This is a genomic window from Actinocrinis sp. (assembly GCF_035650855.1).
Lineage (GTDB): Bacteria > Actinomycetota > Actinomycetes > Streptomycetales > Catenulisporaceae > Actinocrinis.
In genome coordinates this window covers 1-13,455 of sequence record NZ_DASRGV010000196.1, presented here as the reverse complement: position 1 = coordinate 13,455, position 13,455 = coordinate 1, and the positions used below count along the sequence as shown (strand labels likewise).

The window sequence follows — 13,455 nt, the reverse complement described above, 5'->3', positions numbered from 1 at the left end:
TCACGCTCTGACGAGCCTGACGATGCTGCTGAGCTAGACAATGCTGTCGGGGCTGGCGCGGCAGCGACCGAACCGAGCGCCGCTGCGGCTGCCGCCGTCGCCGACTCGCGGGTCACGTCACCTCCGACAGTCAGCTCGGGGCTTCAGATCGCCTCGCTCCCGCCTCAGCCCCCTGAGGCAGCGTCGCCCGTTTCCCCCGCTCCCCCTCCAACACCGAGCCGCCGCACCCGGCGCGCCGTCGTAGCGGTCGCGGCGCTCGCCGCGATATCCATGATCGCCTTTGTCGGCGTGCGCTGGAATGCCGGTCACGCCGACGCGTCCACGAGCCACGGTCCGGTTTCCGGCAAGGCGTCGACTCCGGGCGCCTCCCCCTCGTCGCACTGCGTGGTCGCCGGACCCAAGGGGCTGTTCGCCGGCGACACTCGCGGCTCGGGAGCGCGAATACGCGCGGGCGCGAGCATGGCGGACAACGTGGTGCGCACGATCCAGCCCTTCTGCCAGCTCCAGTTCGACGGTTACTGCCTCGGCGACGTGGTGGCCGACCCGATGGGCGGCACGCCCGACATGCGATGGTTCGAGGTCAGCGGCGGCGGTGTGGTGTCCTCGGCGGTCATCCACGGCAATCCCCCGGCCGGGTTGAAGCCGAGTGCGTGCCCTGACAGTGTGCCCAATCCCACCTCGATCGCCTTGTCCGTCGCCGCCTCCGCGGACAGCCCGGGCGCGTTCGAACTTCACGCGACCGGCGTGCACGTGTGGATCGTGGGCTTCGCGACCGTGCCGGACGACCGCTCCGGCGGCCCGGTGCCCGCGTCGGCCAAATGGCAGCAGATCGGCATGGTCGGCTCCGCCGCGACCGGGTTCACCCTGGCCTGGTCCGCGCGCCCGTCCGGCGCGGGCGGTCCCGGCATCGAGCAGTCCGCGGCCACCCCGGCCGATCGGGTGCCGATCGTCGCAGTGGCCTGCTACGGCGGCCAGGGCGCGACGGACGTGATGGACCCGGAATCGGTCGGCATCGCCGACCCGAGCCAAGCCACGCCGTTGCCCCTGACCCCGGCGCAGCGGACCGCCGCCGCCGACGCCGCCTGCAGTTATCCCCGGCCCTAGGCAGTCGCGCGACGGCCCGCACCAGGCCGAAAAAACTTCCCGATCCGCCGGCAACCTTTCCGCGGGGTCGGGCGACTGTGGGGTGGACCTGGCAAGTTTGCAGTCGTCCCGGCACTTCGGCCGCACCCGAGCGGCCGGGACAGGGGCGGGCGGCGCCCAGCCCGAATTCGCAAGTTCCGGTTCCCGGCCCGGCGCTCCGGTTCAGCGCCGCCGCCCGGCGAGGTCGCCGCCGGGCTCGCGGGTGTGACGGCCCGCGTGGAGCCCGCCGCTCCGCTCCGAAGGATCGGCGGGCTCCAACTCATGTCAGCCGGTGGCACCGCCTGCGGCCCACTTACTGGCCGAGGAAGCGCAGGATCCCGTCCGCGATCGCCTGCGCCATGCGCGCCCGGCCCGCCGCCGACTCCTCGAGGGCCAGGTCCGAGGCGTTGCGCATGTTGCCGCACTCGACCATGATCTTCGGCACCGTGGACAGGTTCAGGCCCGTGAGGTCGTCGCGCGGCTCGTAGCCGTCGCTGCCGACGTAGTTGGACGGGACGAGCCCGGACTCCTGGTTGAAGGTGCTGTGCAGGTCCACGGCGAGCCGGTGCGAGGCGGCGTCGACGCTCGCGCCGCCGGCCGAGTTCTCCGCCTCCAGCAGCTGGTAGCCCCGGCCGCCGGCCGGGCCTCCGTCGGCGTGGATGGAGATGGCTGCCGCGGCGTGCGCGTCGTTGCCGATCGCGGCGCGGACGTTGACGCAGGGGCCGACGCCGGTGTCGTTGTTCCTGGTCAGGATGACGCGCAGGCCGTGCTGCTCGAGGTCGGCCTTGACCAGGAGCGAGACCTGGAAGGTGAACTGGTGCTCGGCGTACCCGTCGTCGCCGTTGGTGCCGGTCGTGTCGCAGGCCTTCTCCTGGCCGAAGCCCTGCGGGACCAGCTGGTTGATCTCGGCGGCGTGCGTCTCGTTGCCGCCGTCGTGGCCGGGGTCGATGACGACCACCTTGCCGGTCGCGCCGACGGTGTTCGCCCGCATGACCGCCGACGGTGACGCGGACGCGCTCGCGCTGGGCGAGGGGGAGGCCGACGCTGAGGCGCTCGCGCTGGCGGCGGAGTCGCTGGGGCTGGCGCCGACCGATATCGCGGCGAGCACGGACGGCGTCGCGCGCGCGTCTCCCCCGCAGCCCGCGCACGCCCAAGCCGTCATGCCCGCCAGCAGTACCGTGCCGGCGGCCTGGGCGCGCCGTCGCTTCGTTCGCGTCGTCACGCGGCAACCCTAGCGAGTCGATCGCGCAGGTATCCACCGTGTTGGGCGATTACGCTGCGTTGATCACGAACGCTCAGGCGATCATGAACTGATCGGGGCGCAGGGCGCGGTTCACGATCCGCACGTCGCCGATCCAGCCGTTGAACACCTGGTTGATCGTCCCGGCGTACTCGTATCCGCCGAGCAGCCAGGAGTGGTCGAGCGTGGTGAGGCCGACCGCCGGGGTCGAGGGGTTGCGCACGACCTCGCAGCCGTCGACGTACATCTTGGTCAGCCGGCCGTCGTTGACCACCGCGACGTGCCACCACGCGCCGAGCGGCAGCTCGTGTCCCCAGTTGGTCGACGAGTCGGTCCGGTTCAGCGGGTAGACGCACCATTGCAGCTCGCGGTCGCCGGAGAGGCTGAGCGTGGCGATCGGTTCCTGCGGGTCGGTCGCGCCGCCGCTCTTTCCGGCCTCGCCGCTCATGCCCCAGCGGCTGAGGATCGCCGTCCACGCGCTCTGCGACGAGTCCCAGTCGGCGCGCAGCTTGAAGAACGCCTCGAGGGTATAGCCGCGGGCGAAGGTGTCGGCGTTGAGCGGCGCGCCGGCCACGGTCTGGAGGTACGCGCCGCGCAGCGGGTCGCCCTGGCCGCCGAAGAACAGGCTGGCGTGGCCGGGCTGGTCCGGGTGGTGGTCGGCGGACCAGGTCAGGGAGCTGGCAGGCGAGCCCGGCACGGTCGTCTTGGTCAGGTCGTTGCCCGCGCCCGTCAGGTCCCTGATGACGACGGAGTCGCCGAGCGACGAGCCCGGTGCGCCGGTCGCGCCGTCGAAGCGCCAGTAGGCGACCGTGCCGCGGATCAGCAGGTCGCGGGCCGGGCGCGCGGGCCGCGGCGCGGTCGGGGCGAAGCCGGCGAAGCGCTGCGTGAAGTCGATCGGGACGGAGAAGCGGTCCACCGAGGTGGTCAGCTCCATCTCCTGCGCGGCCAGTTCGTTGAGCTCCCGCTGTTCGGCCAGCTCGCGGATCCACGGGGAGAAGGTGGCCACGTCGATGATGTCGCGGTCCAGGTCGAAGGTGTATGTGCGGATCATGGCCGCGCCGCCGTAGTAGCGGTTCTGGTAGTTGGTGATGTGCACGTGCACGTCGCTGCCCGCCTTGTTGGTGAGCGTCGTCGCGCCGGACGGCCAGTAGTGCCCGTTGAGGGTGAGGAAGATCTGGTCGTGCGTGTTGATCAGGCGGTCCCACAGCGTCTGGCCGTAGGCGGACAGCGAGGCCACGCCGTCGTCGTCGGCTCCGGCGATCTCATGCGTGGTGAGGATGACCGGCAGGCTCGGGTGGGCGGCCAGGACGGACTGGGCCCAGGCGAATCCGGAGTCTGACAGCCGCCAGTCGAGCGCGAGCACCATCCAGTCCCGGCCGCCGGCGCGGAAGACGTGGTAGGAGTTGTAGCCGTCCGGGCTCGCGCCGCGGTACGTCGGCGACCCGGCGAAGCGCTTCGGGCCGAAGGTCTCGAGGTACGGCGTATTCCCGCGCTGGTCGGTAGTCGAGGAGCCGACGTCATGGTTACCGGCCAGCACGCTGTACGCGGCACGCTTGCGGTCGAGCAGGCCGAAGACGCCGCCGACCGCCGCGAACTCGTTGGCCAGGCCGTTCTGGGTCAGGTCGCCGAGGTGCGCGAGGAAGACGATGTTCTCCTCGTCGCAGGAGTCCAGGACGTAGCGCAGTGACGCCTCCAGCGGCGCCGGGTGAATGCGGTCCTCCTCGAAGAGGTACTGCGTGTCGGGCATCACGACCACGGTGAAACGGGGGCTGTCCGGGTCCGGGCGCCAGCTTCCGCCGCCGTTCTTCGAGACGGCCGCGACGTCGTAAAGGTCCTGAGACGATGAGGCCGTGGCGGCGGTCGCGGCCGGAGCGGCACCGATACCCAGGGAAGCGACGCCCGCGCCGGCGCCGATGAGACCGGTCGCGCGCAGGAACGAGCGGCGGCTCGCTGCCGCGGGAGCGCTGGAATCGAAGTCCACCGTGCGTGGACAGTCGTGGCCGGCCGCGCACTCGTCGGCGTCGTGATGCGGATCGGGCGAGAGGGCGTCGGGCATGGTGCGTCTCCAGGTGCGCGAGGGGTTCGGGCGCACGCTAGGGATTGGATATGCACCACCGCACAACCGGTCGGCGGCGGCGAGGCGAACTCTCCCCGAACAAACCTGGCAACGATGTCATGCATCCGGCGCGGCACCACGCACTGATCAAACGCGTGGTGCCGCGCCGAAGGACGCGGTTCGGCCGGCTCAGCTGGCGGCGGGCAGATCGACCAACCGCCCGAGCGCGGCGCGGTGCCGGGACGCGGTGCCGAGCGCGATGGAGGCCGACTTGGCGCGCTTGAGGTAGAGGTGCGCCGGGTGCTCCCAGGTGAAGCCGATGCCGCCGTGGAACTGCACGCATTCCTCGGCCGCGCGCACCGCGACGCCGGAGCAGTACGCCTGCGCGAGGGCGACTGCCACCGGCGCGTCCGGGTCGTCGTCCGCGACGCACGCGGCCGCGTAGCGAGCGACGGCCCGCGCCTGCGCCACCGAGGCCCACAGATCGGCGGCGCGGTGCTTGAGCGCTTGGTAGGAGCCGATGAGCCGGGCGAACTGATAACGCGTCTTGAGATAGGAAACGGAAAGTTCGAGGCAGGCTTCTGCGATGCCGAGCTGTTCGGACGCGAGCACGGCGGCTCCCGTGCTCAGGGCGCGGGAAAGAGCCGTCACGGCTGCGCTGCCGGATGCGAGCTGCCGACCGGCGACCTCGGTGAGTGTCAGGTCGGCGAGCGGCCGTGTCAGATCCAGCGACGTCACGGCGTCTAGCGTCACGCCTGCGGCGTCGGCACCGACTGCGAAGAGCGCCGGGCCGGCGGAAGTCGCCGCCGGGACGATGAAGAGGTCTGCGATGCGCGCGTCCGCCACACTCGTCACGGTTCCAGAGAGTCGCCCGGCGCCGTCAGCGCGCACGGTCTTAGGGAATGCCGCGTTCGGCGCGCTGGAGAACGGCGCAGCGAGGACCGCCGCCGTGCGTCCGGCGGCAAGCCGCTCGAGCAGATCGCCGACCTCCGCGGCATCCGCTGATTCCTGCAGCGCGAGAACTGCGGCGGTGGCGATGACCGAGCTGGTGAGGAACGGTACCGGCGTGACCGCGCGGCCGACCTCCTCGGCCACGACCGCCGCCTCCCGCCAGGACGCGCCGGCGCCGCCGGCCTTCTCCGGGACGGCGAGGCCGGCGCAGCCGAGATCGGCCGCGAGCGCCTTCCACACCGACGTGTCATAGGGCTGATCCGTCTCGCAGCGCGCCAGGACTGAGTTCCATGGACTGCGATCTGCCAGCAACGCGCGCACCGAGGCGCGCAGATCGTCTTCGACCTCTGAATACAGCAGACCGACGCTGCTCACTGGGCCAGGTCCTTCCACGCGACGTCCTTGTCGACCCGGATCTCCGGGGGGAGGCCGAGCACGCGCTCGGCGATGATGTTGCGCAGGATCTCCGAGGTGCCGCCCTCGATCGAGTTGCCCTTGGCGCGCAGGTAGCGGTATCCCGCGCTGCGGCCCGCGAAGTCGACCGTGGTCGGCCGGTCGGTCGTCCACCGCTCGCTGGTCCAGTCGTCGTAGCGCAGGCCCTCCTCGCCGAGCAGGTCGACCTCGAAGCCTGAGATCTCCTGGTTGAGGCGGGCGAAGGCGAGCTTGGCGGCCGAGCCCTCGGGGCCTGGCTGCCCCTCGGCCAACTGCTGGCGCAGCCGGGTCGCGGTCAGCCGCGCGGCTTCCGCCTGCACCCAGAGGTCGAGCAGCGTGTCGTGCGCCGCGGCCGTGCGCAGTTCCGGGCGGTCCCGCCAGGCCTTGGCGACGACGCCGATCACGCCGCCCTCCCGCGGCTGTGCGCCGCCGCCGATGGCGACCCGCTCGTTCATCAGCGTGGTCTGCGCGACGGCCCAGCCCGCACCGACCGGGCCGAGCCGGAGCGAGTCCGGGATGCGCACGCCGGTCAGGAAGACCTCGTTGAACTCGGCCTCGCCGGTGATCTGTCGCAGCGGTCGTACTTCGACGCCGGGGTCGGTCATGTCGCAGACGAAGTACGTCAGCCCCTTGTGTTTCGGCACGGCCGGATCAGTGCGCGCGATCAGGATGGCCCAGCGCGCCTCGTGCGCCATCGAGGTCCACACCTTCTGGCCCGTCACGATCCAGTCGCAGCCCTCGGCGCCGGGGTTCTCGCGCACCGCCTTGGTGGCCAGGCCCGCGAGGTCGGAGCCGGCGCCGGGCTCGCTGAACAGCTGGCACCACACCTCCTCGCCGGTCCACAGCGGGCGCAGGAAGCGGCGGCGCTGCTCGTCGGTGCCGTGCGCGAGGATCGTCGGCGCGGCCATGCCGAGGCCGATGCCGATGCGGTGCGGGTCGTTGTCCGGCGCTCCGGCTGACGCCAGCGCCTCATCCACGATCCGCTGCTGTTCGCGCGGCGCGTCGAGCCCGCCGAGCCCGACCGGGAAGTGCACCCAGGCCAGCCCGGCGTCGAACTGGGCGCGCAGGAAGTCCAGCCGGGGCGTGCTCGCCGGATCGCGCTCCTCCAGCAGGGCCTTGATTCGCTGCTGCAGCGACATCAGCAGCCTCCTTTCTCACGCGGCGAGGGTGTCCAGGCCGCGCCGGACCAGCGCGGGCACCAGATCACCCATTCCTTCGAAGCCTGATCCGACGGTCTGGCCGCTCAGGTAGCGGTAGTAGATGCCCTCCGCGATCACGGCGAGCTTGAAGTAGCCGAACGCGATGTACCAGGGCAGCGGGGTTACGTCGAGGCCGCTGCGGGAGGCGTACCGCTCGATCAGCTCGTCCTGCGCCGGGAAGCCCGCGGCGCTGTCGACCGCGGAAGTCAGCGCCTTACCGGCGCCCAGCGTTTCCAACTCGGTCCAGTACACGCAGAGCAGTCCGAGGTCGGCGAGCGGGTCGCCGAGCGTGGCCATCTCCCAGTCGAGCACCGCCGCGATCCGGTCCTGGTCATCCACGATCGCGTTGTCGAGCCGGTAGTCGCCGTGCACGATCGCAGCACGCTGCGACTGCGGGACCGCGTCGCCGAGCGCTTCGTGCAGTGCGTCGATGCCGGGGACCTCGCGGCTGCGTGAGGCCGCCAGTTGCTTGCCCCAGCGCGCTACCTGCCGGTCCAGATAGCCCTCCGGCCGGCCGAAGTCGCCGAGCCCGACTTCCGCCGGATCGACCGCGTGCAGGTCCGCGAGCACGTCCATCAGCGCCCAGGACATCGCCCGCGCGCGCTCGGCGGTCAGTGCGGCCGTCTGCGACTTGTCCCGATAGACCGTCCCGTCGACGAACTCCATCACGTAGAAGGGCGCGCCGATCACCTCGGCGTCCTCGCACAGCAAGTGCACCTCGGGCACCGGCACGCCGGTCGGCGCCAGAGCGGATAGGACCCGGAACTCGCGCGCCATGTCGTGCGCGGTGGCCAGCACGTGCCCGAGCGGCGGACGGCGCAGCACCCACGAGGCCGGGGCGCCGTTGCGCCGACCGCGCAGGATGTAGGTGAGGTTCGACTTGCCGCCCGCGATCAGCTGCGCGCCAAGCGCTCCGTCCCCGAGGTCCGCGTCGAGCTCCGCCGCGTGTTCGGCCAGGTAGGCGCGCAGCGGCGCCAGCGCGAGGCCGGGCGGGTCGGCGCCGTCGGGCGCCTCTTCGCGGCCGGGCGCCGCGGCGGGGTTGCTCATCTCGGGTACCTCGCTCGGGGGGCTTGCACGGAGTACGGCTCGGTGGAACAGTACCGACTAGTCGGTACGTCGGCTACCCCCAGCAACGACGCTGTCGGAAGGCGCCACGATGATCTTCAGCACGATGCAGGAATACCCGCTGACCATCACCGCGATCCTGCGGCACGGCTCGCGGATTTACGGCGGCAGCGAATGCGTCACCTGGGAGGGCACGAAGGCGCGGCGCGCGACCTACGCCGAGATCGCCCGCAACGCCGAGCGGCTGGCCGCGGCGCTGGCCCGGCTCGGCATCGGCGCGGGCGACCGGGTCGGCACCTTCTGCTGGAACACGCAGGAGCACCTCGAGGCCTACTTCGCGGTTCCCTGCATGGGCGCGGTCCTGCACACCCTCAACATACGGCTGCCCGGCGACCAACTCGCGCACATCATCCAGCACGCCGGCGACCGGGTGATCATCGTGGACGGCAGCCTGGCGCCGCTGCTGGCCGCGATCGCGCCGGGGCTGACCGGGGTCGAGGCGTACATCGTGGTCGGCGAGGCGGACCTGGACCGATTCGCGGGCCTGCCCGCCGGAGTCAAGGTGCTGCGGTACGCGGACGTGCTCGCCGCCGAGCAGCCCGGCTATCAGTGGCCTGAGCTCGATGAGCGATCCGCCGCGGCGATGTGCTACACCAGCGGGACCACGGGAGACCCAAAGGGCGTGGTCTACTCGCACCGCTCGACCTTCCTGCACGCGCTGGCCGGACAGGCGGCCTGCATGGCGGGCACCACCGAGTCCGACCGGATCCTGACGATCGTGCCGATGTTCCACGTGAACGCCTGGGGCATTCCGTACGGCGCCTTCTTCAACGGCACGACGCTGCACATGCCCGGACCGCATATGGGCCCTGACGGTCTGGTCAACTTCATCGAGGCGGAGCGTTCCACCGTCGCCTCCGCCGTACCCACCATCTGGAACTGGATCCTGAACTACGGCGAGGCCCGGCCGATCGATCTCTCCTCGCTGCGCATGGCCACCTCGGGCGGCTCCGCCGCGCCGCGCGCCCTGCTCGAAGCCTTCGAAGAGCGCTACGGCCTGCGCATCATCCAGGGCTGGGGCATGACCGAGACCAGCCCGGTGGCCGGAATGGCGCATCCGCCGGTCGGGGTCGAGCCCGGTACGCCGGAAGACGTCGAGTGGCGGCTCAAGTCCGGCCGGGTCGCGCCCGGCGTGGAGATGCGGGTCGTCGACGTGGACAGCGGCGCCGAGCTGCCCTGGGACGGCGAGTCGGTCGGCGAGATCGAGGTGCGCGGACCGTGGATCACCGGCTCGTACTACCGGGACCCCGCGCCGGAGAAGTTCCACGACGGCTGGCTGCGCACCGGCGACCTCGGCACCGTCGACGACCGCGGCTTCTTCCAGATCACCGACCGCGTCAAGGACCTGATCAAGTCCGGCGGCGAGTGGATCTCCTCGGTGGAGCTGGAGAACCAGCTGCTCGCGCATCCGGCCGTGCTGGAGGCGGCCGTGGTCGCGATCCCGGATCCGAAGTGGGACGAGCGGCCGCTGGCCTGCGTCGTGCTCAGGCCTGAGGCCGAGGCCGCACCCGAAACCCTCGCCGCCTTCCTCGCCGGGAAGGTCGCCCGCTGGCAGGTCCCCGACTACTGGACCTTCCTCGACGAGGTGCCGAAGACCACGGTCGGCAAGTTCGACAAGAAGGTGCTGCGCGCGCGGCACCGTGATGGCGCGCTCGACGTGCACAAGCTCGACGCCATCCCGCACAGCGACACCGACACGACAGCCGACGCGGACGCCGGCGCATAAGACAGGCAGCATCGACTAGGAGCATGTGCGATGGACTTCGAGCCGAGCCCTCTGGGCAAGGAGTACCAGGAGCGCCTGCGGGCGTTCATGGACAGCCACGTCTACCCCGCCGAACCGGTGTACGCCGCGCAGCGCCGCGCGCTCGTCGAAGCAGGGGACGTACACCGCGTGCCGCAAGTCGTCGAGGACCTGAAGGTCGCGGCGCGCGAGCGCGGGCTGTGGAACCTCTTCCTCCCCGACGCGGAGGACCCGCGGCACGGCCTCTCGGTGACCGACTATGCGCCGCTGGCCGAGTTGACCGGACGCTCCATCGAGCTCGCCCCGGAAGCGCTCAACTGCGCGGCCCCGGACACCGGCAACATGGAGGTGCTGCACCTGTTCGGCACGGCCGAGCAGAAGGAGCGCTGGCTCGCCCCGCTGCTGCGCGGCGAGATCCGCAGCGGCTTCGGCATGACCGAGCCGGAGGTGGCCAGCTCGGACGCCTCGAACATCAGGACCCGGATCGAGCGCGACGGGGACGAGTACGTCGTCACCGGCCGCAAGTGGTGGACCTCCGGGGCGATGGATCCGCGGTGCAAGATCCTGATCGTCATGGGCAAGACGGATCCGGACGGGCCGGCCTACCGGCAGCAGTCGATGGTGCTCGTCCCGCTGGACGCCCCGGGCGTGAAGGTGGTCCGCTCGCTGCCGGTCTTCGGCTATCAGGACCAGCACGGCCACGCCGAGATCGTGTTCGACGGCGTGCGGGTCCCGGCCGCGAACCTGATCGGCGAGGAGGGCGGCGGCTTCGCGATCGCGCAGGCGCGGCTCGGCCCCGGCCGCATCCACCACTGCATGCGCGCGCTCGGCATGGCGGAGCGGGCGCTGGAGCTGATGTGCGAGCGGGCGGTCGGCCGAGTCGCCTTCGGAAAGCCGGTGGCCGCGCAGGGCGTCGTGCAGCAGTGGATCGCCGAGTCCCGGATGGCGATCGAGCAGGCCAGGCTGCTGACGCTCAAGACGGCGTGGCTGATCGACCGGTACGGCACCAAGAGCGCGCGTACCGAGATCGCCGCGATCAAGGTGGTCGCGCCGCGGGTGGCGTTGGACGTGGTCGACAAGGCGATCCAGGTGCACGGCGGCGCCGGCGTCAGCGATGACACCCCGCTGGCGGCGATGTGGGCCGGGCTGCGCACCCTGCGCATCGCCGACGGACCCGACGAGGTGCACATCCGGTCCGTCGCGCGTACCGAGCTCAAGCCGTATTTGAGCCGGCAGAACGCGAGCAGCCAGGGCGGCAACACGTGACGGCCCGTTCGGCGCATGTCGATACCCTTGCTGGCATGCCACGGACACCGATCAAGGAGCTGCCCGCCCCCGCGCCGGAGCTGGCCCGGCTCCCGGTCCAGGAGCGCTTGATCGCGGCCTCGTTGCGGCTGTTCGCCGCACAGGGCGTCGAGGGTACGTCGGTACAGGAGATCGTGGCCGCGGCGGGTGTGACCAAGGGCGCGATGTACCACTACTTCGCGTCCAAGGACGACCTGCTCTACGAGATCTATCACCGGCTGCTCGGCCGGCAGACCGAGCGGCTCAACGCGATCGCCGACGGGCCCGGCACGGCGGCGGAACGAGTCCGAGCCGCCGCCGCCGACGTCGTCGAAAGCACCCTCGACTCGATCGACGAGGCGATCGTCTCCTTCCGCTCGGTCCACATGCTGCCGAATCCGCAGCGTGCGCAGGTGCGGGCCGAGCGGCGGCGCTACCACGAGCGGTTCCGCGGACTGGTCGAGGAAGGCCAGCAGCGCGGGGCCTTCCGCAACGACGTGCCCGCCGACCTGGCCGTGCACTTCTTCTTCGGCTCGGTCAACCAGCTGGGCACCTGGTACCACCGCGACGGCGGCCTGACCCGGCAACAGATCGCCGAGCACTACGCCGATCTGTTCGTCGCCTCGCTGCGCGTGGAGTAGTCCAGCACATCCCGTTCGCCTCGTTCAGCGTCCCTCTCCTACCACCGGACGAATAACGCATCCGCGCCCGGTCTAGCCCTCTAGCCATACCGTCCGGTCGGTACTACGCTCACGCCGCCGCACAGCGTCGTGCGGTGGTGAGTCCTTCGGCTCAGGAGGTCCAGAGCAATGTCCGCTTCAGCAACGGAAGGAATTCCCGCCACCCCAAGCCCCGCCTCCCCGCGCGCCGCGAACGCGCTGTGGCACCGGCAGCTGACCAGGTATCCGGACACCGCGGCACGGTACGCCTACCTCGCGATCGTGGTCGTGGCGACCGTCGTCCTCTACTACGAGCTGTACATCCAGTACGCCGTCTCCACCGCGATCATCACGCACTACAACATGACGTTCACGTACTTCGTGTACGTGTCCGTCGTCGGGAACGCCGTCGGCGCGTTCGCCTCGCTGCTCGCCGGTCTCGCGGATCGCTGGGGCCGCGCAAATCTGACCGTGTACGGCCTGCTGATCACCGGCGCGCTGGTCGCCTTCGCGGTGCCCAACGCGAGCTCCAAGGGCATGTTCCTGTTCTTGATCGCCTTGGTCAGCTTCGTCGAGGGCATCATCCTGGTCACCACTCCGGCGCTCGTGCGCGACTTCTCCCCGCAGCTCGGGCGCGCCTCGGCGATGGGCTACTGGACCATGGGACCGGTGGTCGGCAGCCTCGTCGTCACGGCGGTGACCAGCCACACGTATTCGGGTTCGACGACCTGGCAGGACGAGTTCCGCTACGCCGGCTGGGCCGGTCTGCTGGTCTTCGTCATCGCCCTGTTCGGCCTGCGCGAGCTGTCCCCGCAGCTGCGCGACCAGATCATGGTGAGCCTGCGCGACCGGGCGCTGATCGAGGCCAGAGCTCAGGGCCTTGACACCGAGGCGGCCCTGCGCGGCCACTGGCGGCAGATGCTGCGCACCGACATCCTCTCCTCCGCGCTCGCCATCAGCCTCTTCCTCCTGCTCTACTTCGCCGCGGTGGGCTCCTTCACCGTCTACTTCGTCACCACCTTCGGCTACTCGGTGCAGCGCACGGCCGGACTGCTCAACTGGTACTGGGCGGCGAACGCGGTCAGCCTCGTCGTGGTCGGGCTGCTGTCCGACTGGGCCAAGGTGCGTAAGCCGTTCATGCTCATCGGCGCGGTGGCCTCGATCGGCGTGCTGATCCCGTTCGCCCTCGCCGCGACCAGGCCGCAGACCAGCTACTACACCTTCGCGCTGCTGGTCGCCGGGGTCGGCGTCTTCGGCGGCTTCACCTACGCGCCGTGGATGGCGAGCTTCACCGAGACCGTCGAGCGGCGCAATCCAGCCGCCACCGCGACCGGCCTTGCGGTGTACGGCTGGATCATCCGCGCGGTCGTCGCGATCTCCTCGGCGATCCTGCCCATCGTGGTGTCCAGCGCGACGCCGCTGGTCGACCACGGCGCGCAGGTCGCCGCCGCGCAGGCGCAGGCCGGGCCAGCGCTGGCGATCGTGCAGCAGCACCCGAAGCTGTTCGCCCAACTGCAGCAGTACCCGCCCAACCAGATCCCGCCGGCGCTCCAGGCCCAGGCGGCCCAGGAGGTCGGCATTCCCAACCTGCTGATCGTCCAGAAGGCCGCACCGCAGCTCGCCGTCCTCGGCCAGTACGGCCC

At 71.0% G+C, this 13,455-nt stretch carries 11 protein-coding genes; 6 read left to right on the top strand and 5 right to left on the bottom strand.

The window, feature by feature from the left end; all coding sequences use genetic code 11:
* Positions 1-270 precede the first annotated feature (270 nt).
* Positions 271-1,104: a hypothetical protein gene (locus tag VFB40_RS14380; protein ID WP_324850867.1), complete on the top strand. Its 834-nt coding sequence runs from the start codon at positions 271-273 to the stop codon at positions 1,102-1,104.
* A 331-nt stretch (positions 1,105-1,435) separates the two neighbouring features.
* Here VFB40_RS14380 and VFB40_RS14375 read toward each other — a convergent pair whose 3' ends face one another.
* A complete protein-coding gene (locus VFB40_RS14375; protein WP_324850865.1) occupies positions 1,436-2,113 on the bottom strand; it encodes an N-acetylmuramoyl-L-alanine amidase in 678 nt (225 codons plus the stop codon).
* On the opposite strand from VFB40_RS14375, the gene VFB40_RS14370 reads away from it, so the two are divergent.
* Positions 2,112-2,357, top strand: coding sequence for a hypothetical protein (locus tag VFB40_RS14370; protein WP_324850863.1), 246 nt, complete (start codon positions 2,112-2,114; stop codon positions 2,355-2,357). The genes VFB40_RS14375 and VFB40_RS14370 overlap by 2 nt on opposite strands.
* 60 nt (positions 2,358-2,417) lie before the next feature.
* On the opposite strand, the gene VFB40_RS14365 is transcribed toward VFB40_RS14370, so the two are convergent.
* The 4 genes from VFB40_RS14365 to VFB40_RS14350 all read right to left on the bottom strand — a co-directional run bounded on the left by VFB40_RS14365 (position 2,418) and on the right by VFB40_RS14350 (position 8,047).
* Complete coding sequence (locus VFB40_RS14365) at positions 2,418-4,418, bottom strand: LamG-like jellyroll fold domain-containing protein (RefSeq protein ID WP_324850861.1); 2,001 nt, start codon at positions 4,416-4,418, stop codon at positions 2,418-2,420.
* Between the two features lie 189 nt (positions 4,419-4,607).
* Positions 4,608-5,744: an acyl-CoA dehydrogenase family protein gene (locus tag VFB40_RS14360; protein ID WP_324850859.1), complete on the bottom strand. Its 1,137-nt coding sequence runs from the start codon at positions 5,742-5,744 to the stop codon at positions 4,608-4,610.
* Positions 5,741-6,940, bottom strand: coding sequence for an acyl-CoA dehydrogenase family protein (locus VFB40_RS14355; protein ID WP_324850857.1), 1,200 nt, complete (start codon positions 6,938-6,940; stop codon positions 5,741-5,743). The genes VFB40_RS14360 and VFB40_RS14355 overlap by 4 nt, the downstream gene beginning before the upstream one ends.
* 15 nt (positions 6,941-6,955) lie before the next feature.
* A complete protein-coding gene (locus VFB40_RS14350; protein WP_324850855.1) occupies positions 6,956-8,047 on the bottom strand; it encodes a phosphotransferase family protein in 1,092 nt (363 codons plus the stop codon).
* A gap of 109 nt (positions 8,048-8,156) precedes the next feature.
* Here VFB40_RS14350 and VFB40_RS14345 point away from each other — a divergent pair, with 109 nt between their 5' ends.
* The 4 genes from VFB40_RS14345 to VFB40_RS14330 all read left to right on the top strand — a co-directional run.
* A complete protein-coding gene (locus tag VFB40_RS14345) occupies positions 8,157-9,851 on the top strand; it encodes a long-chain fatty acid--CoA ligase (RefSeq protein ID WP_324850853.1) in 1,695 nt (564 codons plus the stop codon).
* Between the two features lie 30 nt (positions 9,852-9,881).
* Complete coding sequence (locus VFB40_RS14340) at positions 9,882-11,135, top strand: acyl-CoA dehydrogenase family protein (protein WP_324850851.1); 1,254 nt, start codon at positions 9,882-9,884, stop codon at positions 11,133-11,135.
* Between the two features lie 35 nt (positions 11,136-11,170).
* Positions 11,171-11,794: a TetR/AcrR family transcriptional regulator gene (locus tag VFB40_RS14335; RefSeq protein ID WP_324850849.1), complete on the top strand. Its 624-nt coding sequence runs from the start codon at positions 11,171-11,173 to the stop codon at positions 11,792-11,794.
* 168 nt (positions 11,795-11,962) lie between these two features.
* On the top strand, positions 11,963-13,455 hold a 1,493-nt coding region (locus tag VFB40_RS14330; RefSeq protein WP_324850847.1), incomplete at its 3' end, for an MFS transporter.

Excerpts from the sequence above, each read along its gene's own strand:
- VFB40_RS14350 (WP_324850855.1), bottom strand. The coding sequence starts at position 8,047 with ATGAGCAACCCCGCCGCGGCGCCCGGCCGCGAAGAGGCGCCCGACGGC.
- VFB40_RS14335 (WP_324850849.1), top strand. The coding sequence starts at position 11,171 with ATGCCACGGACACCGATCAAGGAGCTGCCCGCCCCCGCGCCGGAGCTG.
- VFB40_RS14370 (WP_324850863.1), top strand. The coding sequence starts at position 2,112 with ATGACCGCCGACGGTGACGCGGACGCGCTCGCGCTGGGCGAGGGGGAG.
- VFB40_RS14365 (WP_324850861.1), bottom strand. The coding sequence starts at position 4,418 with ATGCCCGACGCCCTCTCGCCCGATCCGCATCACGACGCCGACGAGTGC.
- VFB40_RS14345 (WP_324850853.1), top strand. The coding sequence starts at position 8,157 with ATGATCTTCAGCACGATGCAGGAATACCCGCTGACCATCACCGCGATC.
- VFB40_RS14375 (WP_324850865.1), bottom strand. The coding sequence starts at position 2,113 with ATGCGGGCGAACACCGTCGGCGCGACCGGCAAGGTGGTCGTCATCGAC.
- VFB40_RS14355 (WP_324850857.1), bottom strand. The coding sequence starts at position 6,940 with ATGTCGCTGCAGCAGCGAATCAAGGCCCTGCTGGAGGAGCGCGATCCG.
- VFB40_RS14380 (WP_324850867.1), top strand. The coding sequence starts at position 271 with ATGATCGCCTTTGTCGGCGTGCGCTGGAATGCCGGTCACGCCGACGCG.
- VFB40_RS14340 (WP_324850851.1), top strand. The coding sequence starts at position 9,882 with ATGGACTTCGAGCCGAGCCCTCTGGGCAAGGAGTACCAGGAGCGCCTG.